Source organism: Rhodanobacter sp. C06 (assembly GCF_002001105.1).
GTDB lineage: Bacteria > Pseudomonadota > Gammaproteobacteria > Xanthomonadales > Rhodanobacteraceae > Rhodanobacter_A.
In genome coordinates this window covers 59,505-80,938 of the sequence record NZ_MUNP01000045.1, presented here as the reverse complement: position 1 = coordinate 80,938, position 21,434 = coordinate 59,505, and the positions used below count along the sequence as shown (strand labels likewise).

General features: G+C 68.9%; 24 protein-coding genes. 8 read left to right on the top strand and 16 right to left on the bottom strand.

Going from position 1 to position 21,434, the window contains the following annotated elements; genetic code table 11:
- Positions 1 to 76 precede the first annotated feature (76 nt).
- A complete protein-coding gene (locus B0E52_RS08820) occupies positions 77 to 445 on the top strand; it encodes a YkgJ family cysteine cluster protein (protein ID WP_077483463.1) in 369 nt (122 codons plus the stop codon).
- A 179-nt stretch (positions 446 to 624) separates the two neighbouring features.
- On the opposite strand, the gene B0E52_RS08815 is transcribed toward B0E52_RS08820, so the two are convergent.
- From B0E52_RS08815 to B0E52_RS08805, 3 genes are read right to left on the bottom strand one after another with little or no spacing between them, the layout of a single operon-like run.
- Positions 625 to 1,239: a peroxiredoxin gene (locus B0E52_RS08815; RefSeq protein ID WP_077483462.1), complete on the bottom strand. Its 615-nt coding sequence runs from the start codon at positions 1,237 to 1,239 to the stop codon at positions 625 to 627.
- A gap of 32 nt (positions 1,240 to 1,271) precedes the next feature.
- Positions 1,272 to 2,054, bottom strand: coding sequence for an anti-sigma factor (locus tag B0E52_RS08810; RefSeq protein ID WP_077483461.1), 783 nt, complete (start codon positions 2,052 to 2,054; stop codon positions 1,272 to 1,274).
- Entirely contained in the window at positions 2,041 to 2,613 is a 573-nt protein-coding gene (locus tag B0E52_RS08805) for a sigma-70 family RNA polymerase sigma factor (RefSeq protein WP_077483460.1), read from the bottom strand. The genes B0E52_RS08810 and B0E52_RS08805 overlap by 14 nt, the downstream gene beginning before the upstream one ends.
- A 122-nt stretch (positions 2,614 to 2,735) precedes the next feature.
- Here B0E52_RS08805 and B0E52_RS08800 point away from each other — a divergent pair, with 122 nt between their 5' ends.
- Together B0E52_RS08800 and B0E52_RS08795 are read left to right on the top strand one after the other, a co-directional pair.
- Complete coding sequence (locus tag B0E52_RS08800) at positions 2,736 to 3,683, top strand: metallophosphoesterase (RefSeq protein WP_077483496.1); 948 nt, start codon at positions 2,736 to 2,738, stop codon at positions 3,681 to 3,683.
- Complete coding sequence (locus tag B0E52_RS08795) at positions 3,680 to 4,021, top strand: cupredoxin family copper-binding protein (RefSeq protein WP_077483459.1); 342 nt, start codon at positions 3,680 to 3,682, stop codon at positions 4,019 to 4,021. The genes B0E52_RS08800 and B0E52_RS08795 overlap by 4 nt, the downstream gene beginning before the upstream one ends.
- Here the strand turns inward: B0E52_RS08795 and B0E52_RS08790 are convergent.
- Together B0E52_RS08790 and B0E52_RS08785 are read right to left on the bottom strand one after the other, a co-directional pair.
- On the bottom strand, positions 4,008 to 4,814 hold the full coding sequence (locus B0E52_RS08790; protein WP_077483458.1) for a class III extradiol ring-cleavage dioxygenase: 807 nt from the start codon (positions 4,812 to 4,814) through the stop codon (positions 4,008 to 4,010). The genes B0E52_RS08795 and B0E52_RS08790 overlap by 14 nt on opposite strands.
- Positions 4,815 to 5,004: 190 nt before the next feature.
- Positions 5,005 to 6,897: a DEAD/DEAH box helicase gene (locus tag B0E52_RS08785; RefSeq protein ID WP_077483457.1), complete on the bottom strand. Its 1,893-nt coding sequence runs from the start codon at positions 6,895 to 6,897 to the stop codon at positions 5,005 to 5,007.
- A 127-nt stretch (positions 6,898 to 7,024) separates the two neighbouring features.
- Here B0E52_RS08785 and B0E52_RS08780 point away from each other — a divergent pair, with 127 nt between their 5' ends.
- A complete protein-coding gene (locus B0E52_RS08780) occupies positions 7,025 to 7,774 on the top strand; it encodes an SDR family NAD(P)-dependent oxidoreductase (protein ID WP_077483495.1) in 750 nt (249 codons plus the stop codon).
- Between the two features lie 93 nt (positions 7,775 to 7,867).
- Here the strand turns inward: B0E52_RS08780 and B0E52_RS08775 are convergent, their stop codons facing one another.
- Positions 7,868 to 9,202 (bottom strand): DEAD/DEAH box helicase, encoded by a 1,335-nt coding sequence (locus tag B0E52_RS08775; RefSeq protein WP_077483456.1) that lies wholly within the window; start codon positions 9,200 to 9,202, stop codon positions 7,868 to 7,870.
- Positions 9,203 to 9,376: 174 nt separating this feature from the next.
- Between B0E52_RS08775 and B0E52_RS08770 the strand changes: the two genes are divergently transcribed.
- A complete protein-coding gene (locus B0E52_RS08770) occupies positions 9,377 to 10,609 on the top strand; it encodes an MFS transporter (RefSeq protein ID WP_077483455.1) in 1,233 nt (410 codons plus the stop codon).
- Between the two features lie 37 nt (positions 10,610 to 10,646).
- Complete coding sequence (locus B0E52_RS08765; RefSeq protein WP_077483454.1) at positions 10,647 to 11,132, top strand: peptidylprolyl isomerase; 486 nt, start codon at positions 10,647 to 10,649, stop codon at positions 11,130 to 11,132.
- Between the two features lie 195 nt (positions 11,133 to 11,327).
- Here the strand turns inward: B0E52_RS08765 and B0E52_RS08760 are convergent, their stop codons facing one another.
- The 5 genes from B0E52_RS08760 to B0E52_RS08740 form a co-directional block, all read right to left on the bottom strand.
- Positions 11,328 to 11,756 carry an organic hydroperoxide resistance protein gene (locus B0E52_RS08760; protein WP_077483453.1) on the bottom strand — a complete coding sequence of 143 codons (429 nt, stop codon included), beginning with the start codon at positions 11,754 to 11,756 and terminating at the stop codon, positions 11,328 to 11,330.
- Positions 11,757 to 11,918: 162 nt separating this feature from the next.
- Positions 11,919 to 12,473, bottom strand: coding sequence for a C40 family peptidase (locus B0E52_RS18555; protein ID WP_077483452.1), 555 nt, complete (start codon positions 12,471 to 12,473; stop codon positions 11,919 to 11,921).
- A gap of 72 nt (positions 12,474 to 12,545) precedes the next feature.
- A complete protein-coding gene (locus tag B0E52_RS08750) occupies positions 12,546 to 13,781 on the bottom strand; it encodes a TonB family protein (RefSeq protein ID WP_077483451.1) in 1,236 nt (411 codons plus the stop codon).
- 1 nt (position 13,782) lies between these two features.
- Positions 13,783 to 14,169, bottom strand: coding sequence for a BlaI/MecI/CopY family transcriptional regulator (locus tag B0E52_RS08745; protein ID WP_077483450.1), 387 nt, complete (start codon positions 14,167 to 14,169; stop codon positions 13,783 to 13,785).
- Positions 14,170 to 14,256: 87 nt separating this feature from the next.
- The gene (locus B0E52_RS08740; protein WP_077483449.1) at positions 14,257 to 15,588 is read right to left on the bottom strand and encodes a hypothetical protein; all 1,332 of its coding nucleotides are present in this window, start codon (positions 15,586 to 15,588) and stop codon (positions 14,257 to 14,259) included.
- Between the two features lie 91 nt (positions 15,589 to 15,679).
- Between B0E52_RS08740 and B0E52_RS08735 the strand changes: the two genes are divergently transcribed.
- Both B0E52_RS08735 and B0E52_RS08730 read left to right on the top strand, forming a co-directional pair.
- Positions 15,680 to 16,939 (top strand): FAD-dependent oxidoreductase, encoded by a 1,260-nt coding sequence (locus B0E52_RS08735; protein WP_077483448.1) that lies wholly within the window; start codon positions 15,680 to 15,682, stop codon positions 16,937 to 16,939.
- Between the two features lie 282 nt (positions 16,940 to 17,221).
- Entirely contained in the window at positions 17,222 to 17,494 is a 273-nt protein-coding gene (locus B0E52_RS08730; protein ID WP_077483447.1) for a hypothetical protein, read from the top strand.
- Positions 17,495 to 17,668: 174 nt separating this feature from the next.
- On the opposite strand, the gene B0E52_RS08725 is transcribed toward B0E52_RS08730, so the two are convergent.
- The 5 genes from B0E52_RS08725 to B0E52_RS08705 are packed head-to-tail and all read right to left on the bottom strand — an operon-like array spanning position 17,669 to position 21,433.
- Positions 17,669 to 18,100, bottom strand: a complete 432-nt coding sequence (locus tag B0E52_RS08725; RefSeq protein ID WP_077483446.1) for a Rid family hydrolase — start codon at positions 18,098 to 18,100, stop codon at positions 17,669 to 17,671.
- A complete protein-coding gene (gene can / locus B0E52_RS08720; RefSeq protein WP_077483445.1) occupies positions 18,097 to 18,762 on the bottom strand; it encodes a carbonate dehydratase in 666 nt (221 codons plus the stop codon). The genes B0E52_RS08725 and can overlap by 4 nt, the downstream gene beginning before the upstream one ends.
- 9 nt (positions 18,763 to 18,771) lie before the next feature.
- Positions 18,772 to 20,238 carry an aldehyde dehydrogenase gene (locus B0E52_RS08715; protein WP_077483444.1) on the bottom strand — a complete coding sequence of 489 codons (1,467 nt, stop codon included), beginning with the start codon at positions 20,236 to 20,238 and terminating at the stop codon, positions 18,772 to 18,774.
- A 57-nt stretch (positions 20,239 to 20,295) separates the two neighbouring features.
- Positions 20,296 to 21,084, bottom strand: coding sequence for an SDR family oxidoreductase (locus B0E52_RS08710; protein WP_077483443.1), 789 nt, complete (start codon positions 21,082 to 21,084; stop codon positions 20,296 to 20,298).
- 34 nt (positions 21,085 to 21,118) lie between these two features.
- Complete coding sequence (locus B0E52_RS08705; RefSeq protein ID WP_077483442.1) at positions 21,119 to 21,433, bottom strand: hypothetical protein; 315 nt, start codon at positions 21,431 to 21,433, stop codon at positions 21,119 to 21,121.
- Position 21,434 lies beyond the last annotated feature (1 nt).

The following is a 21,434-nucleotide window of genomic DNA, read 5'->3' as shown; positions in this document are numbered from 1 at the left end:
CCATCTTCCACCGGCACCCGGCCAAGCCCTAGAATCCGCTTCCTGCGCGCCTCGGGGTGCGCTTTCGCCGGCCTGCATGAGCCATCCCTGCCTGAGTTGCGGCGCCTGCTGCGCCCATTTCCGCATCGCCTTCCACTGGTCCGAAACCGACCCGTTCCTGGGCGGCACGGTCCCCGCCGAACTCACCGAGAAGCTCGACGCACACCGTGTGGTGATGCGCGGCACGCATGCGCCGCCGATGCGCTGCGTGGCGCTGGTGGGCGAGATCGGCAAGGCCGCGCACTGCAGCATCCATCCGATCAAGCCCTCGGTGTGCCGCGAGGTGGAGCCGTCCTGGGAATTCGGCCGGCACAGCCTGCAGTGCGACAAGGGACGCATCGCCCATGGCTTGGCGCCGCTGACGCCGGAGGACTGGATCGGCGTCGACGGCGCGGGCGCGGCCTAGGAGCCTGGGCGGAAGAAATCATCCGGGCTGCAAAGCCCGCCGTGCGGTGCATCTTTCCTCCGCTTCTTGCCCCATAGAACCACTATGGGGCGGCGAATCGTCGAAAACCTGCCCTCGCACGACAGACTTTTCGCCTCGAATGTTTCTACCGTCCAAGCTCCTGGCCGGCAACGCCACGATCAGGGTGCGGCGCCCGCCTGCAGGTGCTGCACGATGGCCAGCGATTTCGTGACGTGATCCTGCGGGTGCAAGTGGTCGGCTTCCGAGGAAAACGCCGCGATGATCTTGCCGTCGCGCCCGATCACGAACGTGGTGCGCGGGATGAAGCCATGGTCGATGGCGTGGCCGCGCACGTCGGTCGCGCCGGGTTCCGCCGGCTGCAGCTTGAGGCCGTAGGACGCGGCGATCCTGCCGTCGGCGTCGGAGGCGACCGGGAACTTGCCGGCGCAGTAGTTCGGATCGGACGAGAACGTGTTGAGCCGCAGGATGCTGTCGGCCGAGACGCCGATGATGGTGGCGCCCGCCTTGTCGAAGCTGGCCTTCTGCGTGGCGAAGGTATGCGCCTCGATGTCGCAGCCGCCGGTGTAGGCCGCTGGGTAGAAGTACACCACCACCGGCCCTTTCTTGAGCGCGTTCTGCAGCGAGAAGCTGAAATCCTTGCCGGCCAGGCTGGCCTCGGCGGTGAAGTCCGGCGCCTTGGCGCCCTGGTTCAGCGCGGCGAATGCCGGCAAGGCCAGCAGCACCGACGCCGCGAGCGCGCTCGCCGTCATGAAGCTCATGTATCGATTTTTCATTGCGGTTGTCCTCTCGGTGGGGATGGGATCAGTCAACGGGCATCGCTGGTGGCGCTGCCGCCGCGCAGGTCCTGTGCGAATGCGCGCAGCGCGGCAGGGTCGACGTCGGAGACCGCGACATAGTGCATGCCGTCGTCGGTCCAGCGCAGCACGGTATAGCCGTGCTGCCGCGATTCGCGCTGGGCTGCGTTGGCATCCGCGGTGGCGGCGGGCCATTCGTACACGCTGATGATATGCCGCTGGCGGCGGTATACCAGCGCCGCGACGCTGCGACCCTCCAGCGCGTCCAGCCGGCCGCCCACCAGCGGGAAGCCCGCGCCGGCGAGGTCCACCACCCGCGGCGAGAAATCCAGCTTGCCGTCGAACCACGGCTTCACCGTGTGCTGGTCGGTGGACACCACGTCCATCAGGTGCTGCGGCTGCAGCGCGCGCAGATGGCTGGACACCGCATCGTCGACCAGCGCGTCGCTGGCCGCGCCGCGCGGCTGCATGGCGTAGTACAGCGGCGTCGCCAGCAGCAACGCGCCGGCGAAACCCGCCGCCGCGGCCCAGGCGATCGGGGCGCGCCGCTGACGCGGTGTCGTGGCCGGTGGTGCGACCTCGTGCCGTGGCGTCCAGCGTTCGCGCAGCGCAGCCGGCGCGCGGTGGTACAGCTCCGGCTGCGCCAGCGCGCGGCGCAGCCGCTCGTGTTCGCGCACACGGGCGGCGCAGGCGGCGCACTCGCGCAGGTGATTGGCCATCGCGGCACTCTGTGCGACGTCGAGCTCATCGTCGATGTAAGGGTGCAACAGCAGTCGGGCGTCAGCGCAGATCATGGCGGCGCGCCTCCCCGGATCGGTGGGTCAGTTCGAGTTTCAGCCGCTCGCGGGCGCGGGCGAGTCGCGACATCACGGTGCCGATCTTCTGGCCGGTGATCGCGGCGATCTCCTTGTAGGAACACTCCTCCAGCTCGCGCAGAACGATCGCCTCGCGCCACGGCGGCGGCAGCTGTTCCAGCGCGGCGCGCAGCGAGCCCACGTCCACCGCGAGCAGGGTCAGCGCCTCCGGCGAGGCCTGCTCGTCGACCAGCGGATGGCTGTCCTCGTCCAGCGGCTCTACGAGGTGCTCGGGCAGGGTCTTGCTGCGCAGCGTGAAGAAGGTGTTGCGCACGATCGCCAGCAGCCAAACACGCGCATCGCCGCCGTGGAAGCTGTCGAAATAGCGCAGCGCGCGCAGCATCGCCTCCTGCACCACGTCCTGCGCGTCGGCATCGTCGCGGGCCAGCCAGCGCGCGAGGTTCCACGCTGCGTCCAGCCACGGCAATACCTGGGCTTCGAAGCGCGCGCCGATGGCGGGCTGCGGAGGCGGGGAGGCGGCGGGTGCGTCGATGGACATGAAGGTGATTACCGCATTCGTCGCGACTTTATTCCCGGCGCGAAAAAACCGGAATAGGCCGGTGGACCGCCCGGTAATGGATCACGAAGGGCGCACACCGCAAGCGCCGTGGAGTGGAAACCATGCAAGACGAACACGACAACCGCACGATGGGCCGCCGCGAATTCATGAAGTGCATGGCCTGGGCCGGCACCGGCACCTTGCTGCTGATGAAGGGCGGCGTGCTGCATGCCCGCACGCTGGGTACCGAGGCGGGCGCCGAGGCGAAGGACGCCACCTTCAGCTTCGCCCAGGTCAGCGATTCGCACATCGGCTTCCATCTCGCGCCGAACCCGGACCCGGCGGCTACGTTCCGCGCCGCGCTGGCCCAGGTCGACGCGCTGCCGGTGCGCCCGGATTTTGTATTGCACACCGGCGATCTCACCCACCTGTCGCGGCCGGACCAGTTCGCCACCGTGCAGGGGCTGATGCAGGAGTCGCGCGCCGGCAAGGGCAAGGTGCTCTACGTGCCGGGCGAGCACGACGTGATCGGCGACAACGGCGCGGAGTTCTTCCGCCGCTTCGGCGAGCGCCAGCACGACGGCGGCTGGTACAGCTTCGACCACCGTGGCGTGCACTTCGTGGGACTGATCAACGTGCTGAACCTCAAGGCCGGCGGACTCGGCTACCTGGGTGCCGAGCAGCTCGCCTGGCTGAAGAAGGATCTCGCGCCGCTGTCCGCCGAGACACCGGTGCTGGTGTTCGCGCACATGCCGATGTGGTCGCTGTACCCCGAGTGGGGCTGGGGCACCGACGACAGCGCGGAGGCGATGAGCTACCTGCGCCGCTTCGGTTCGGTCAGCGTGCTCAACGGCCACATCCACCAGATCCAGCAGAAGGTGGAAGGCAACATCACGTTCCACACCGCGCGCTCCACCGCCTACCCGCAGCCCGCACCCGGCGCGGGACCGGCGCCGGGGCCCCTGAAGAGCGTGACGCCCGACAAGCTGCGCAGCTACCTCGGTGTCCGCAGCGTGCGCCATGTGCAAGGCAAGGATGCGCTGGCCGTCACCGAGGAGGCGATGGCATGAGCGGCCGCCTTGTCCTTGCAGCTTGCCTGTTGCTGGCCGTGGAGGGATCGGCGCTGGCGGCGCATGCCGCGGTCGACGCCACGGCCACGCCGAACCGGATCGAGATCCACAACTTCATGTTCATGCCGAAGACGCTCACCGTGCCGGTGGGCGCGAAGGTGACATGGATCAACCGCGACGAGGAGCCGCATACCGTGGTCAGCGCCGGCGGGCAGTTCGCGCCGTCGAAGGCGCTGGACACCGGTGACCGCTACGTGACCACCTTCGGCAAGCCGGGCACCTACACCTACTACTGCACGGTGCATCCGTTCATGACCGGCACGGTCATCGTGAAGTGAGGTTGGCCGTGGTGTCGAAGCGGTAGATGTCCATCGCGAGGAAGCCGAGGTCGATGCCGGCGTCGATGCGTTGCGCGTGCGCGCCGTCGCCGGCCGCGCCCAGCGCGAAGAACAGCGGCAGCAGGTGCTCGTCGGTAGGGTGGGCACGCTGGGCGAACGGCGCCTGGCGACGGTAGTCGAGCAGGGCATCGGTGTCGCCGGTCGCCAGCTTCTGCTCGATCCAGCCGATGAACGGACGTACATAGGGCGCCTCATGCCCGGCGCTGTAGCCGGCACGGAAATCGTGCAGGTTGTGGGTGATGCTGCCCGAGCCGATCAGCAGCACGCCTTGCTCGCGCAGCGGCGCCAACGCACGGCCCAGCACGTACTGGTGCGCGGGGCCCAGCTCGGGCTGGATCGACAGCGGTACCACCGGGATGTCGGCGTCAGGGTAGAGCAGGCGCAGCGGCACCCAGGCACCGTGGTCCAGCCCGCGCTGCGGGTCGATTTGCGGCGCGAGGCCGGCGCGGTCAAGCAATTCCACCACGCGTGCGGCGAGCGCGGGTGCGCCCGGCGCGGGATAGCGCAGCTGGTACAGCGCGGGCGGGAAGCCGTGGAAGTCGTGGATCGTGTCCGGCTGCGCCGCGCCGCCCACCAGCGCCGCGTGCGCCAGCCAGTGCGCGCTGGCGATCACGATGGCCTTGGGACGCGGCAATGCTTGCGCCAGTTCCGCCAGCCGCGTGCCGGTGGCGCCCGGCTGCAGCGCGGTCATCGGCGAGCCGTGGGAGATGTACAGACTGGGCAGGGTGGGCATGGCGGATCGCCTCGCGGGGGAATCGGCCCAAGATGGTGGCGCGTGCTGGATTTGCATCAACGGCGAAGCGAACGCAGTGTTGCCTTGCGGAAACGCCGGCGCTGCAATCGGCGCAGGTCTGTCGTAGGTCGGGCTTCAGCCCGACTTGCCTTGCGCTGGATGTCGGGCTGAAGCCCGATCTACGAGAGCGTTATTTCGACCGTGGCGGCTTGCCGCCGTGCGCATGCGGCTTGCGCGAATCGGGCTTGGCACCACCGGGCTTGAAACCGCCGGGCTTGCGGAAGCCGCCGGGCTTGCGGGCGGGGTGCACGCCGTGCTCGCCGGTCGTGTCGTCCTTGCCGTCCCAGGCGTGGATCTGCAGCTGCTGGCGGGCCACCCAGACCTTCTTAAGGTGCTCGAAGACTTCCTTCGGCATGCCGTCGGGCAGGTCGACCAGGCTGTGGTCGCCACGGATGCTGAGGCGGCCGATGTACTGGCTGTCCAGCCCCGCCTCGTTGGCGATCGCGCCGATGATGTTGCCGGGCTTCACGCCGTGGTCGTGGCCCACCTCGATGCGGTAGGTGGTCTTGCCGGCCTCGGTGTGGTGCGGGCGCGGCGCCTGGTTGGCGAAGTCGCGCGCCGGGGCGCGTTCGCTGCGTTCACGGCCAGCCTGTTCGCGTGGAGCGCGTTCGGGCTTGCCGTGGCGCTCGCGACCCTCGTGCTCGCGCGGCGTGGGCTCGCGTGGCGCGTACTCGCGCTTCGGCGGCGGCGCGAGCAGCAATGGGCGGTCGCCCTGGGCGATGCGCGCCAGCGCGGCGGCGATCTCGACGGCGGGCACGTTGTGCTCGGTTTCGTACTGTTCGATGAGTTGGCGGAACAGATCCAGTTCGCCCATCGCGAGGCTGTCGCTGATGCGCTGCTTGAACTTGGCGATGCGATGGTCGTTCACCGCTTCCACCGTGGGCAGCTTCATCTCCTCGATCTTCTGCCGGGTGGCGCGTTCGATCGCGTGCAGCATGCCCTTTTCGCGCGGCGTGACGAACAGGATCGCCTCGCCGCTGCGCCCCGCGCGGCCGGTGCGGCCGATGCGGTGCACATAGCTTTCGGTGTCGTAGGGGATGTCGTAGTTCAGCACGTGGCTGATGCGTTCCACGTCGAGGCCGCGCGCGGCCACGTCGGTGGCAACGAGGATGTCGAGCTTGCCGTCCTTGAGCTGCTGGATCACCCGCTCGCGCTGCGGCTGGGCGATGTCGCCGTTGATCGCGGCGGCGGCGAGGCCGCGTGCCTGCAGCTTCTCGGCCAGTTCCTCGGTGGCGGACTTGGTGCGCGCGAACACGATCATCGCGTCGAACGGCTCGGCCTCGAGGATGCGCGTCATCGCGTCCAGCTTGTGCAGGCCGCTGACGAACCAGTAGCGCTGGCGGATGTTCGCCGCGGTGGTGGTGGCGGCCTTGATGGCGATCTCCACCGGTTCCTTCAGGTGCCTCTGCGCGATCTTGCGGATCGGTACCGGCATGGTGGCGGAGAACAGGGCCACCTGGCGGGTGGGCGGCGTGGCTTCCAGCACCTTCTCCACGTCGTCGACGAAACCCATGCGCAGCATTTCGTCGGCTTCGTCGAGCACCAGGTACTTGAGTTCCGAGAGGTCGAGCGTGCCCTTGTCGAGATGGTCGATCACGCGGCCCGGCGTGCCCACCACGACCTGCACGCCGCGACGCAGCGCGTGCAACTGCGGACCGTAGCTCTGGCCGCCGTAGATCGGCAGCACCTGCAGGCCGGGCAGGTGGGCGGCATAGCGCTGGAACGCCTCGGCCACCTGGATCGCCAGTTCGCGCGTGGGTGTCAGCACCAGCGCCTGCGGCTTGCCGGGCTTGAGGTCGATGCGCGAGAGGATAGGCAGCGCGAACGCGGCGGTCTTGCCGGTGCCGGTCTGCGCCTGGCCCAGCACGTCGCGGCCTTCCAGCAGCGGCGGGATCGTGGCGGCCTGGATCGGCGAGGGCGATTCGTAACCCACGTCGGTGAGCGCGCGCAGCACCTCCGGCGAAAGCGCAAGCGCGCCAAAGCCGGCGACAGCCGAGGCGGAATCGGGAGACGGGGCGGACATGGGGGAACCTCGAGGTGGCATGCACGGCGGCATGCGGGAGAATGGTGGCATTGTAACAGTCTGCACGTACGGCCATCGGCGCGCGCAGGGCTTGCGGATCATGGATTCCAAAACTTCGGAGACGAACATGCACAACCGCCTGAAAGACCGCATCGCGCTGGTGACCGGCGCCTCCTCCGGCATCGGCGAGGCCACCGCGCTGGAACTGGCGCAGCAGGGCGCCAAGGTCGCCATCGCCGCGCGCCGGCGCGAGCGCCTGGACGCACTGGCGCAGCAGCTGGCCGCGCTCGGCGCCGAGCCGCTGGTGCTGCTGGCCGACCTCGCCGACGAGGCCGCCGCCCAGCGCATCGTGAAGGAAACCGAGGCGCACTACGGCCGTCTGGACATCCTGGTCAACAACGCCGGCGTGATGTACCTGGAGCCGGTCGCCGAGGCCGACCTCGGCCGCTGGCGGCACATGCTGGAACTCAACGTGCTTGGCCTGATCGCCTCGACGCAGGCCGCACTGGCCGGCATGCGCACGCGGCGCGACGGCCACATCGTCAACGTCTCCTCCACCGCCGGGCGCGTGGCCAACCCGAACGCGGCGGCCTACTCGGCCACCAAGTTCGGCGTGGTGGCGTTCTCCGAGGCGCTGCGCCGCGAGGTGTACCAGGACAACATCCGCGTCAGCGTGATCGAGCCGGGCGTGGTGGCGACCGAACTGCGCGAGCACATCGGCCATGCCGCGACCAAGGACGCGCTCAACGCCTGGGCCGACAGCATGCGCCAGCTGCAGAGCCAGGACGTGGCCGAGGTGATCGCCTTCTGCGTGAGCCGGCCGTCGCACGTCAACATCAACGAAGTGCTGATGCGGCCCACCGACCAGGAGCGTTGACGAAACTGCAGGGGCGCACCCTGTGCGCGAATGCTCTGGTATCGATCAAAGCCAGAGCTATCGCGCACAGGGTGCGCCCCTACCGGCGTTTCGTCAGGCCTTCGCGGCCGGCCGCGGCCGGCGGTGGCGCTTGCGGTTGCCGGCGGCGTGTTCGCCGCCGCCGCTCGACGACGCGTGGCCGTGCGGACGATGCGCGCCGCCCTGGCGCTGGCCGCCGGTGTTCTGGCGCTGTGGCGGACGCGGCTGGCGCTGGCCCTGCTTCGGGCGCGGCGCGCCGGCATCCAGCCGCAACGGCGTGGAAGGCTCGAAGCCGGGCACGTTGTCGATCGCGATCTCGTCCTTGAGCAGCTTGCGGATGTCGCGCAGCAGGCCGGATTCGTCGTGGCTGACCAGCGACACCGCCTTGCCTTCGCTGCCGGCGCGGCCGGTGCGGCCGATGCGGTGCACGTAGTCCTCGGCCACCATCGGCAGGTCGAAGTTGATCACCATCGGCAGCTGGTCGATGTCGATGCCGCGCGCGGCGATGTCGGTGGCGACCAGCACGGTGATGCGGCTGCTCTTGAAGTCGGCGAGCGCCTTGGTACGCGCGTTCTGGCTCTTGTTGCCGTGGATCGCCGCGGCGCGCAGGCCGGACACTTCCAGGTACTTCACCAGCTTGTCGGCGCCGTGCTTGGTGCGGCTGAACACCAGGGTCTGGCGGCGGCTGTCCTGGCTCAGCACGTGCAGCAGCAGCTCGCGCTTGTTCGCCGCGTCGACCGGGTGCACGTGGTGGCTGACCAGCGTGGCCACGGAGTTCGGCGGCGTCACCGAGACCTCGCGCGGCGCGCGCATGAACTGCATCGCCAGCGCCTTGATCTCCGGCGCGAAGGTGGCGGAGAACAGCAGGGTCTGGCGCTGCTTGGGCACGGCGCCGAGGATGCGCTTGAGCGCCGGCAGGAAGCCCATGTCGAGCATGCGGTCCGCTTCGTCCAGCACCAGCGTCTCCACGCCCGAAAGGTCCAGCGTGCGCTGCTGCATGTGGTCGATCAGCCGGCCGGGCGTGGCGATCACGACATCCACGCCGCGGCGCAGCACGTTGATCTGCGGGCCCATGCCGACGCCGCCGAAGATGGTGGTGGCGCTGACGCGCAGGTGCTTGCCGTAGTCGCGCAAGTTGTCATGGATCTGCGCGGCCAGCTCGCGGGTGGGTGTGAGCACCAGGGCGCGCGGGCGGCGCGTCATGGTCGGGCCGGCGCCGGACAGCTTCTGCAGCAAGGGCAGCGCGAACGCGGCGGTCTTGCCGGTGCCGGTCTGCGCGGCGGCTAGCAGGTCGTGGCCTTCCAGCACCAGCGGGATGGATCCGGCCTGCACCGGGGTGGGTTCGGCGTAGCCCTGTTCGGCGAGCGCACGCAGCAACGCGGGCGCGAGGCCCAGCGATTCGAAAGACATGAAAACACTCCTGTGCAACCCGGAGCGTTCATGCGGAACCGTGTTGCGATCTTGGGGGATGGGGGCGGGGAAACCGCCAACGGCCAGAAAAGCCGTGCGTGCAGTATAGCCGAAGCGGGCAGGCGCTGCCTGGGCGCGTGCTAGCCTGCGCCGTCGCCCCGCGGAGTGCCTGCCATGTCGCTGCTGTCGTCCCTGCGCGAACTGAGCCACGAGCAGCGCCACACTGTGCTGGCGAGCTTCCTCGGCTGGACGCTGGATGCGTTCGACTACTTCCTGCTGACCTTCGTGATCGTGGGCGTGGCGAAGGAGTTCCACACCAGCAACGAGGCGGTGACCTACGGCCTGTTCCTCACCTTGGCGGCGCGGCCGCTGGGCGCGCTGATCTTCGGCCGGCTGGCGGACCGCTACGGGCGGCGGCCGGTGCTGATGCTGGACGTGGTGCTGTTCTCGGTGTTCGAACTGGCCACGGCGTTCTCCACCTCGCTGACCATGCTGCTGGTGCTGCGCTTCCTGTTCGGCGTGGCGATGGGCGGTGAGTGGGGCATCGGCGCCTCGCTGGCGATGGAATCGATTCCGGCGAAGTCGCGCGGCCTGGTCTCGGGCCTGCTGCAGAGCGGCTATCCCTGCGGCTTCTTCCTCGCCGCGCTGGCGAACTGGCGACTGGTCGACATGATCGGCTGGCGCGGCCTGTTCGTGGTCGGCGCGGTGCCGGCGCTGCTGGTGCTGTACATCCGGCGCAAGGTGCCGGAGTCGCCGGTATGGCAGGCGGGGCAGCACGCGCACGGCAAGGTCGGCGTGGGCGAGGCGATGCGCGGGCACTGGAAGCTGTTCGCCTACATGATCGTGCTGATGTTCGCGTTCAACGCCTTCAGCCACGGCTCGCAGGACATGTACCACACCTTCGAGGAAGTGAACCTGCACCTGCCCACCGGCTCGGGCACGGCCTTCCTGCTGGTGGCGCTGCTCAACCTCGGCGCGCTGGCCGGCGGCCTGTTCTTCGGCGCGTGGTCGGAGAAGGTGGGGCGACGCCGCGCGATGATCGTGGCCGCGCTGCTGGCGATCCCGGTGATCCCGCTGTGGACGCACGGCGGCTCGCTGTGGCTGCTCGGCCTCGGCGCCTTCCTGATCCAGGTGATGGTGCAGGGTGCCTGGGGCGTGGTGCCTACCCATCTCAACGAGTTGTCGCCCGATGCGGTGCGCGGCACCTTGCCGGGCTTCGCCTACCAGCTCGGCAACCTGCTCGCCGCCGGCACCGCCACCGCGCAGACCTGGCTGGCGCACCGGCACGGCGGCGATTTCGCCTGGGCGATGTCACTGTGGATCGCGGTGGTGGCCGTGGTGCTGGCCCTGCTGGTGTGGCTGGGGCCGGAGGCGCGCGGGGTGGGCTTCGGCAAGTCGGGCTCCTGATAGAATCCCCGTTTTGCACCCATTCGAGAGACAGGCAATGAAGGCTGGCAAGGACAAGGTCGTCGCGCTGCACTACACGCTCAGCGTGGACGGCGCGAAGGTGGAAAGCTCGCACGACAACGGCGAGCCGTTGTGGATACTGCTCGGCCACGGCCAGCTGATCCCGGGCCTGGAGAAGGCGCTGGAAGACCACGCCGCCGGCGACAACGTCCAGGCGACGATCGCCCCCGCCGACGGTTACGGCGAACGCCAGGAAGGGCAGATCCAGCGCGTGCCGAAGAAGTATTTCCAGCACGCCAAACACCTCAAGCCCGGCATGACCACCGTGCTGGCGCTGAAGGAAGGCGGCCAGCGCGCGGTCACCGTGCACAAGGTCGGCATGAGCACGGTCGACGTCGATCTCAACCACCCGATGGCCGGCAAGACGCTGGACTTCGACGTCGCGATCCAGGAAGTGCGCGATGCCACCGAGGAAGAGCTGAAGCACGGCCATGCCCATCCGCCGGGCAGTGCGGAGCACTGACCGGCGGATCAACGGTAAAAGCAAAAACGGCGTCCCGCATCAATGTGACTCAAGCAAAAACGGCGTCCGAACGGGCGCCGTTTTTACGTTCGCCCCCTCTCCCGCTTGCGGGAGAGGGTTGGGGAAAGGGTCCGGCCTCGCGACGAGCCAGGCGGAGCACCAGCCGGTGGACCAACAGTCGTTCCAGACCGGAAATCAGACCAAGCTGATCTGCACGTCCACGTTGCCGCGCGTGGCGTGCGAGTACGGGCAAATGTCGCGATGGGCGGTGTCGACGAGTTCCTGCGCCACGGTGCGGTCGAGGCCCGGCAGGCTCACCTCCAGCCTCACCGCGATGCCGAAGCCGGTCGGCTCGCGCGGGCCGATGCCGACGTGCGCGGTCACCGAAGCGTCCTTCAGCGCGATCTTCTTCTCGCGCGCCACATGGCGCACCGCACCCTCGAAGCAGGCCGCGTAACCGGCAGCGAACAGTTGCTCCGGGTTGCTGCCGTGGCCGCCCGGGCCACCCAGTTCCTTCGGTACCTTCAGGTCGAAGTCCAGCACGCCGTCGCTGCTGTGGACATGGCCTTCGCGGCCGCCCTTGGCGGTGGCGGTGGCGGTGTACAGAATCTTGCTGATGCTCATGGATCGATCCTCGGTGGGGAAGCGGTGGGTGGCTGCCGGGACGACATGGCGCAGGTCGGCGGCGGCCCGTGCAGCCGATATCGTGCGGGTCTGTCAGCCTAGCCTAGGCCCGTATCCGTGAGGTGGGCGTCCACTTCGCGTCCGTTCCGGACGCGGTGGGCATCAATCCAGCACCCTTCTTCCGAACGCGAAGTGCTCGGCCCAGTACGGTCCGTCGATATCGTCCATGCGCACGGTGCCGCCGCTGTTCGGTGCGTGCACGAAGCGGCCCTTGCCCACGTAGACGCCGACATGGCTGATGCGGCCGCCGATGTCGAAGAACACCAGGTCGCCGCTGACCAGTTGGGTCATGCGCTTGACCTTGCGCGCGTCCATGCCGGCCATTTCGCCGGAGGTACGCGGCAGTTCGAGGCCGGTGGCGTTGCGGTAGATGTAGTCGACCAGGCCGCTGCAGTCGAAGCCGCCGGCAGGGCTGTTGCCGCCCCAGCGGTACGGCGTGCCGACCAGGGCCATGGCGCGGAACAGCACGTCGTTGGCGGCGGCGATCTCGCCCTTGGGGCCGCGTGCGGGTTCGCTGGCCAGGGCGGATGGGGTGGTGCCGCCGCGACGGGGCGCGCTGGCGCAAGCGGCCAGCAGGGCGATCGCGACGATCAGCAGCGCCAGCCGGGCGATGCGCGTGGGCGAAGTTGCGAATCGGACGGCGCGCTGCGGATTCACGAGACAACCTCGGCGTGGGACGCGCCGAGGTTATCAATTCAATAATTCACATGCAAATCAATTGGCTTTGGTCTACTTCGAACTTGGTTTCTCAACTTCGCCTGTGCTGTTCTTGCCGGAAAGCGGTGTCAGGCTGAACTCCACGGGTACGCGTGCGTAGCCATCGATCGGCTTGCCGTCTTGCAAGGGTGGATTGAAGTGCCACTGCCTCGTGGCATCGGTGGCCGCCGCGATCAGGTCGGCGGAGGTGGTGGTGCTGTGCTTGGGGTCATACGTGATGGTGCCCACGGTGCCGTCGGCATGTACCAGTACGCTCAGCAGCACGGTGCCCTGCTCACGGGCCTTGATGGCTGCGGCCGGATAGCGCGGCATGATCTTCGAGTTGTAGGTCAGATCCTGACTGGCTTTCTGGGTATTGGTCGCGGCTTGCGCCACAAACACGCCGCCGGCCATCAGCACGGCAAGCGCGGCAACACCCGCACGACGGCGCAGGGCGCCGGGACGATGACGCTGGATCATGGTGAGTCGCTCCTTGAGTTGGGGCTCGGCGAGCCAGGGAATCAGCACCGGCAGGGGGGACAGGCCGACGCTGTGCAGCAAGGTGTGGGCGTAGCCGGCGGCGTCGCGCGGCGTGTCGCGCAGCACGCGCTCGTCGCAGGCCAGTTCCTGGTCGAGCCGGAAGCGCGATCGCGCCAGCCAGGCCAGCGGGTGGAACCACAGCAGTGCGAGTGCCAGTTCGGCGACGAGGCTCCACAGCGCGTCGCCGCGACGCAGATGGGTCAGTTCGTGGCGCAACACCAGGCGCCGTTCGGCGGCGTCGAAGCGTTCGAAGAAATCCGCCGGCAGCAGCACCAGGCTGCGCGGCGCCCACAGCACGGCGGGACCACTCGGATGCAGGCGCAGGCGACGCGGATCGACGTCGTGCAGTTCCTGCCGCAGACTGGTCGCCAGCCCCGCCGGCCACGGACGAGACTGTCGGCGCAGGCGCAGGTAATGCACGACCAGTCGCGACAGCATCGCGACTGCACCGGCCAGCCACAGCCAGCGCGACCACGGCGCGTGCGTGGCGGCCACGGCGCCCGCCGTTCCGGCGGCCAGGCTGTCGGGCAGGACGTGGATGGCCGGCAGGGCGCTCCACTGCGAAGGCAGGGCGGGCAGCCACGGCAGCGCGATCGCCAGCATGGGCAGCAGCCACAGGACGAAGGCCGGGCCGGCGCCGAAGGTTTTCCGCACGGGGCGTCTCGCCAGCAGCACCGAGGCCAACGCCGCAGTCACAAGCAGCAGGCAACGCAACAGGCTCGCATCCATCTCAGCGCTCCTTCTTCTCGATGGCGGCCAGCAGCTTGCGCAGCTCGGCCACGTCCTTTGCGCCGAGCTTCTCGTGCTCGCTGAAATGCGCCAGCAGCGGACTCAGCTTGCCGCCGAACACGCGGTCGAGCAGGCTGCGGCTCTCCTGCGACTGCCACTGCTCGCGGGTCAGCACGGGGGCATAGAGGTAGCGCCGGCCATCCTTGTCCGCACTCACCGCGCCCTTGCCGAGCAGGCGGCCGAGCAGGGTGCGAATGGTCTTCTCGTGCCAGTCGCTCTCCCGCTGCACGGCGGCGACGATGTCCTCCGAAGCCTGCGGCGCCTTGCGCCACAGCACTTCCATCACGCGGCTTTCGGCTTCGCTGATCGCGGGAACAGGGTTCGGCATGGTTGCACCTGCAAGGGATTACGGGCGTAGTTTCATTTTAGACTACGCTCGTAATCTTTCCGGTGCAAGGGGTTGATCAGAGCATCCTTACGGCGGCGCTATCTTGATGGTGCTTTCCGACAGCGTGCGGCCATTGCCGTCGCTGGCGCGCAGCCGATAGGAGCCGGGGCGCAGGTAGAGCTTGCTCGTTTCGGTCGGACCCATGAAGGCGTAGCGGTCGGCGGCGATGGCGTCGTTCGGTTCGCCAAGGTAGTACGCGTCGACCACGCAGGGGATCGTGCCCCGGCACAGCGCCGCGTCGATCGCATAGGGGCGCCGCTTGCCGCCCAGCGTGAGCCAGCCCGCCCGTTGCATTTCGTTGGTGTCGATCACGTGCGGCAGGCCGACCTGGTCGTAGTTGAGCCGGCCGCCGTATTTGTATTTGCCGAAGGCCTCGATGCTGAGGGTCGCCGGCAGGATCACGTTGACATCGTAAGCCGCCGGCCGTGCGCTCCATGGCTGGCCGGTCTGGCGATTCAGCAGGATCTCGGGCTTGTCGGACGGGAACGCGTGCGCGAGCCGGTGGTAGGCATCCGAGCTGTCCAGGCCGGTTTCGAGGAAGTCGGTCTGGTCGATGGAGAGCGGCACCAGCCCGGTGAGCTTTTCCAGTTGCATCGCCATCGGCTGCCACTTGCCCAGACGGCCTGGTGCCTTGTCGATATGCGCGTAGCCGGCATGCACGAACAGCCGTGCGTTGGGGTCTTTCGCGAACACGTTCCGGTACAAGGCCTCGGCTTGCGCGGTTTCGCGCGCCTCCCCGGTGAGCGCGTTGTCGTAGGGGACGAGGGTGTAGCCCAGCCGGATCGCCTCGCGCAGGATGTCGCCGTACAGCGGGTCGCGCAGGTATTCCGTGCCGCTCTTGCGCACGGGATAGCCGCGCTTGGCGAGGTCGGGGTCGTCATCGCCCAGCGCCTCGGCAGCGAAGTAGGTGAAGCCCAGCGCGCGCAGCCGCGGCAACAGTTCCAGCGTGAGCTGCCGGGTATGCCCGTCGTGGTGTGCCTCGTTGATCATCACGATGCGCCGTTGCGCCGCGAGTGCGGCGATGGCGTCGACCGCGTCCGCCGATTTCCACTCCGCCGGCGTCGGCAGCTTGAGGCCGTCCGGCAGCGAGTTCTTCAGCGGGAAGCCGAACACCGCCTGGTCGTAGAGGCCGAGTTCGTCCTGCGAAAAGGCCATGAACTGCAGCGCCAGCAACTGGTCATCGCGCGATAGCGTCGGTGCCTTCTGGACGAGGTATTGGTAGCGCGCCAGCGTGGTCGGCTTGCGCTCCATGGCCTGCAGCAGTTTCAGCGAGGACGGGTCGAACGATTGCGCGGCGGCGCTGGCGCTAGCCAGCAGCGCGACAATGAAGCCTGCACGAACGGCGAGTCTGGCCAGCATGGTCACGCCTTTGGGGAATAGGCGCCTCGCATCGTGCACGTTGCCTGCAGTCCGCGCATGACGCGTCGCAGCAGACGGCTACAATGGCCGGATGGATACGACGGGTGGGGACGTACTGATACTCGGCGGCGGGGTGATCGGCCTGGCCTGCGCCTTGTTCCTGTTGCGCCAGGGGGCATCGGTGCGCGTGCTGGAGCAAGGCACGCCCGGCTGCGGCGCCTCGCACGGCAACTGCGGCACCATCACGCCCAGCCATGCCGCGCCGCTGGCGATGCCGGGCACGCTGGGCATGGCCTTGCGCTCGGTGCTGCGCGCCGACGCGCCGCTCTACCTCAATCCCCGCGTCGACGGCCCGCGCCTGCGCTGGCTGCTGGGCTTCGCTCGGCACTGCAACTGGACGGACTTCCATCGTGCCGCCACGGCGCGTTCGGCGATCCTGCAGCGCTCGCGCCGGCTGCTGGGCGAGCTGGTGCGCGACGAGGCGCTGGATTGCGAGTTCGCCGAGGAGGGCGAGCTGTACGTCTATCGCAGCACGCACGCAATGGCGGCCGACGAGCGCCACCACGTCGCCGAGCTCGATCGCCTCGGCATCGAGGTGCGGCGCCTGCGCGGCGACGTGGTGGAGGCGATGGAGCCGGCGCTGAAGCCCGGCGTGGTCGGCGGTCTGTTCCATCCCGGCGATGCACGGCTGCGGCCGGATCGCTACGTGGCCGAACTGGCGCGGCGCGTGCGCGAGCTGGGTGGCGTGATCGAGAGCGGCGCGCGCATCGAGAGTTTCGATGTCGATGGTCGGCGCATCACGCAAGTGCGTACCTCGCGCGGCGCATTCGCGGGCGAGCGCATGCTGCTGGCACTGGGCGCCTGGTCGCCGCTGCTGGCCCGCACGCTGGGCCTGCGCCTGCCGATGCAGCCGGGCAAGGGTTATTCGATCACCTACACGCGTCCCGCCCGCGCCCCGCGCCACGCGCTGGTGCTGCGCGAGGCGCAGGTCTGCGTCACCACCTGGGCCAGCGGCTACCGGCTGGGCAGCACGATGGAGTTTTCCGGCTATGCCGAAGGCCTCAACCGCGCCCGCCTGGAGGCCCTGCGCCGCGGCGCGGCCGCCGGATTGCACGAGCCGGAGGGTCCGCGGCAGCTGGAGGAATGGTGGGGCTGGCGGCCGATGAGCGTGGACGAGGTGCCGATCATCGGTCCCAGCACGCGCTGGTCCAACCTGCACCTAGCCACCGCGCACGGCATGCTGGGGGTGAGCATGTCGGCGGCCACCGGCGAACTGGTTGCCGCGCAGCTCGGCGGTGCCGCGCCGGCGCTCGATCCGCTGCCTTACGCGCCGGCGCGTTTCGGCCTCTGAAGACGCCATTGCCGGGCATGCGTCGGCTCCCTGCCGGTCGCGCGCCGGCGTCGTTCGCGCGGCTTGCGCATCGATGACGCCGGGCCGTGCGCGGGACGGTTTGTTATACGCATCGTCACCAAGCTGAAGCCCGGATATCCGCGATCGATGCATTCCGAAAAATGCGTATCTCGTTCAGTGCCGGTACGTCCGGGGTGCTGCTATTGTGGCCCCGTCGCGCCACCCGTGGCGCCGGGTTCCGGCCGGGTTCGCGATACAACAATTACATCGAGGCGCACCATCATGATCCGTAAGCTTGCCATTGCTTCTCTGCTTGTCGCGGGTGTGGCCCTTTCCGGGTCCGTGCTGGCCCAGCAGGCCGCCCCGGCCGCCGCTCCGGCAGCCGCCCAGCAGGCTGCTCCGGCCGCGGCTCCGCAGGCCGCAGCCCCTGCCGCCGAGCACGCCATGACCTCCGAGCACAAGACCACCAGCCATCACAAGTCCAGCAAGCATCACAAGAGCCACAAGAAGGCCGCCAAGAAGTCCGAAGCCGCTTCGGCTTCCAGCGCTGGCTGATCGCCGGGATTCCCGGTATCACGAAAAACCCGCCGGTACGCCGGCGGGTTTTTTTTATGCGACACGGAATGATTGCAAAGAGCCAGTTTGAAAGTGCGGCCAGGGATGGCCGCCCGTTTGATCTTCGCGAACAGGGACGATCGCAAGAGTTCTCCGCCCGTTTGATTCTCGCAATCAAGGATGATTGCCGACACCAACCACCGCCACGCACTTCAGCTCGATCGCGATTGGCGTGGGCAGCGCGGTGATGCCAACCGTGGTGCGGCAGGCGTCCACGCCGGCGAAGTGCTCGGCGTACAGCTTGTTGTAGGCGGCGAAGTCGCGCGCCATGTCGGTGAGGAACACGGTGACGTCGACCAGGTCTTCCCAGCGGGCGCCGCTGGCTTCCAGCACCGCGCGCACGTTGGCGAACACCTGCCGGCATTGCGCCTCGATGTCGTAACCGACCAGTTTGCCGTCGGCGTCGTGCACGTTGCCGGGGATGGCGTTCGTGCCCGGCTGGCGCGGGCCCACGCCGGAGAGGAACAGCAGGTTGCCCACGCGCCGCGCGTGCGGGTAGGCGCCCACCGGCGCGGGCGCCGCGTCGGTGCGCACGACGTCGCTCATGCCGCGGCGCTCCAGCGCCCGGCGAGGCTGGCCAGTACGCCCTCGTAGGCGGCGGGCAGTTGTTCGTGGCCGCGCACGTCGAGGCCGAGGTCGGTGATGTGGCCGTTGTCCAAGCCGTAGATCCAGGCATGCACGGCCAGCGGCTGACCGCGCTCCCAGGCCTCGCGCACCACGGTGGTATGGCAAACGTTGAGCGCCTGCTCGATCGCGTTCAACTCGCACAAGCGCGCGTGCCGCACCGCGAATGCGATGGCCGGGTCGAGCTTGTCGGGGTGCTTCAGCGCGATGTCGCCGATGTGGCGCAGCCAGTTGTCGATCAGGCCGAGGCGCGATTCCTTCAGCACCGCGCCCACGCCGCCGCAACCGTAGTGGCCAACCACCAGGATGTGCTTCACCTTGAGCACGTCCACCGCGAACTGGATGGTGCTGAGCGCATTGAGGTCGGTGTGCACCACCACGTTCGCCACGTTGCGGTGGACGAAGATCTCGCCGGGCGGCAGGTCCACGATCTGGGTGGCCGGCACGCGCGAGTCGGAGCAGCCGATCCACAGGTATTTCGGCGACTGCTGGCTGGCGAGCTTCTCGAAGAAGTCCGGCTCTTTGGCGGTGGTTTCGGCAGCCCAGCGCCGGTTGTTGGCCAGCAGGTCTTTGATCGAATTCATCGGTGTCCTTCAGTAGCGTATGCAGATGTTCTTCGGCTCGGTGAAGAAGCGCAGCGCCTCCGTGCCGCCTTCGCGGCCGAGGCCCGAGTGCTTCGTCCCGCCGAACGGCGTGCGCAGGTCGCGCAGCATCCAGCAGTTGACCCACACGATGCCGAATTCGAGTTGCGCGGCTAGCCGGTGGGCGCGCGACAGGTCGCGCGTCCACAGCGAGGCGGCGAGGCCGTAGCCGGTGCCGTTGGCGATGGCCAGCGCATCCGCCTCGTCCTCGAACGGGAGCAACGTCACCACCGGGCCGAAGATTTCCTGCTGGTTGGTGGCGGCCTCGTTCGGCAGGCCTTCGATCACCGTGGGCGCCACGAACCAGCCGCGTTCGCAACGACCGGGCACGATCACCGCCTCGCCGCCGCAGAGCACGCGGCCGCCTTCGGCACGCGCCTGTGCGAGGCAGGCCAGCACCTTGTCGTGATGCGCCTTCGAGACCAGCGCACCGAGGTCGCTGGCGTTGTCGTTCGGGTCACCCATGCGCAGTGCGCGCACGCGCTCGACATAGCGCTCGCGGAAGGCTGCGTAGATGGAACGTTGCACCAGCAGGCGCGAACCGCATAGGCAGATCTCGCCCTGGTTGGCGAAGCCCGAGCGCACGAGGGTGTCGAGGTTTTCGTCGGAGAGGTCGGCGTCGGCGAACACGATCGCCGGGTTCTTGCCGCCCATCTCCAGCGACACCTTCTTGAATTGCGCGGCGGCGGCCGCGGCGATGTGCGCGCCGGTGGCGGTGCTGCCGGTGAAGGACACCCCCTTCACCGCGGGATGCTCGACGATGGCCTGGCCCACCGCGGGACCGCGGCCGTGCACGATGTTCAGCACGCCGGGCGGAAAGCCCGCTTCGATGCTGAGCTCGCCCAGCAGGGCGGCGGTGCAGGGCGTGACTTCCGAGGGCTTCGCCACCACCGCGTTGCCCGTGGCCAGCGCGGGCGCGATCTTCCACGTGAACAGGTATAGCGGCAGGTTCCACGGGCTGATGCAGCCCGCCACGCCCAGCGGTTGGCGCAGGGTGTAGTTGATCGCGCCCTGATCCGATGGGCCAAGCGCCATCGCGTGCGACTCGCTGCTCCACGCCGTGACCGCGGCAGCGAAGAAGCGCAGGTTGCTTACTGCGCGCGGTATGTCCACGCGGCGTGCCAGCGCCACCGGCTTGCCGCTGTCGCGCGATTCCAGCGCGGCGAATGCGTCGAGCCGGGCCTCGATCAGGTCGGCGAGACGCTGCAGCAGGCGCGCGCGCTGCTCGACCGGCATGGCGGCCCAGCCCGGCGCGGCGCGTTGCGCGGCCTCGGTCGCGGCGGCGACGTCGGCGGCATCCGAGTCGGGGCATTCGGCGAAGACTTCGCCGGTGGCGGGTTCGGACACGTCGAGCCAGTGATCGGCGCGTGGCGGCACGAGGCGGCCGTCGATCAGGTTGGCGAGTCGCGTGATAGGCATCCGTGCAAGCTTACGCTGCGAGGCCCGCGATTGCACCGGACGCGGGCGTACGCCCGCTTACAAGGAGCGCAACCGCCCGCCGTCCACCGGCAGGCTGACCCCGGTGATGTAACTGGCGGCGGGCGAGGCGAGGAAAGCCACGGCGACGGCGATTTCCGCGGGGTCGGCGAAGCGGCGCATCGGGACCTCGGCTTCCATCGCCTGCTGCACGTCGGCCGGCGGCTTGCCGGTCTTCTGCGCGCGCGCGGCGACGATCTGCTCGATGCGCGGCGTGCGGGTGGCGCCCGGCAGCACGTTGTTGACGGTGATGCCGAAGGGCGCCAGTTCGCCGGCCAGGGTCTTGGCCCAGCTCGCCACCGCGCCGCGGGTGGTGTTGGAGACGCCGATGCCGGGGATGGGCTCGCGCACCGAGGTGGAGATCACGTTGACGATGCGGCCCCAGCCGGCCACACGCATGCCCGGCACCACCACCTGTGCCAGCGTGTGGTTGGCCAGCAGGTGCTGGCGCCATGCGGCGAGGAAATCCTCCGGCGTGGCATCGAGCACGCTGCCCGGCGGCGGGCCGCCGCTGTTGTTGACCAGGATGTGCACCGGCGACGCCGCGACCAGCGCCGCGGCCTGCGCACGCAGCGCGGCGGTGTCGGCGACGTCCACGACGAGGCAGCCGTGGTGTTGCGCCGCCTGCGTGCGAGGCAGTTCGGCGACCAGCGCTTCCAGTGCCTCGGCGCGGCGTGCCAGCACGGTGACGTTCGCGCCCAGCGCGGCCAACTCGATCGCACTGGCGCGGCCGATGCCTTGCGAGGCGCCGCAGACGAGGGCATGACGGCCGTCGAGTTGCAGTTGCATGGGCGTGCTCCCGTGGGGTTTCGAAAGGTGCGGATCAGCCCCAGCGCAGGCGCATCGCCAGCGCGGCGAGCCAGCACAGCCAGCCCAGCCACTGGCTGTAGCGCCAGATGCCGCGCCAGCGGTTGATGTCGCGGTCGTCCAGCAGGGGCAGGGCGGGCGAACGCAGCACGTACTGCATGCGCATCCAGGTGCGCAACACGCCAAGCTTGCCGTCGGTGCCCTCCGTCACCACCTGCCAGTGCTGCGGGTGACGCTGGCGCATCAGCGCGGCAACCCGGAACGGCGCCACGTAGGAGAGCACGAACAAGGCGACGCCGGCGGTCAGCAAGCCCAGGTAGATGGCCAGCACG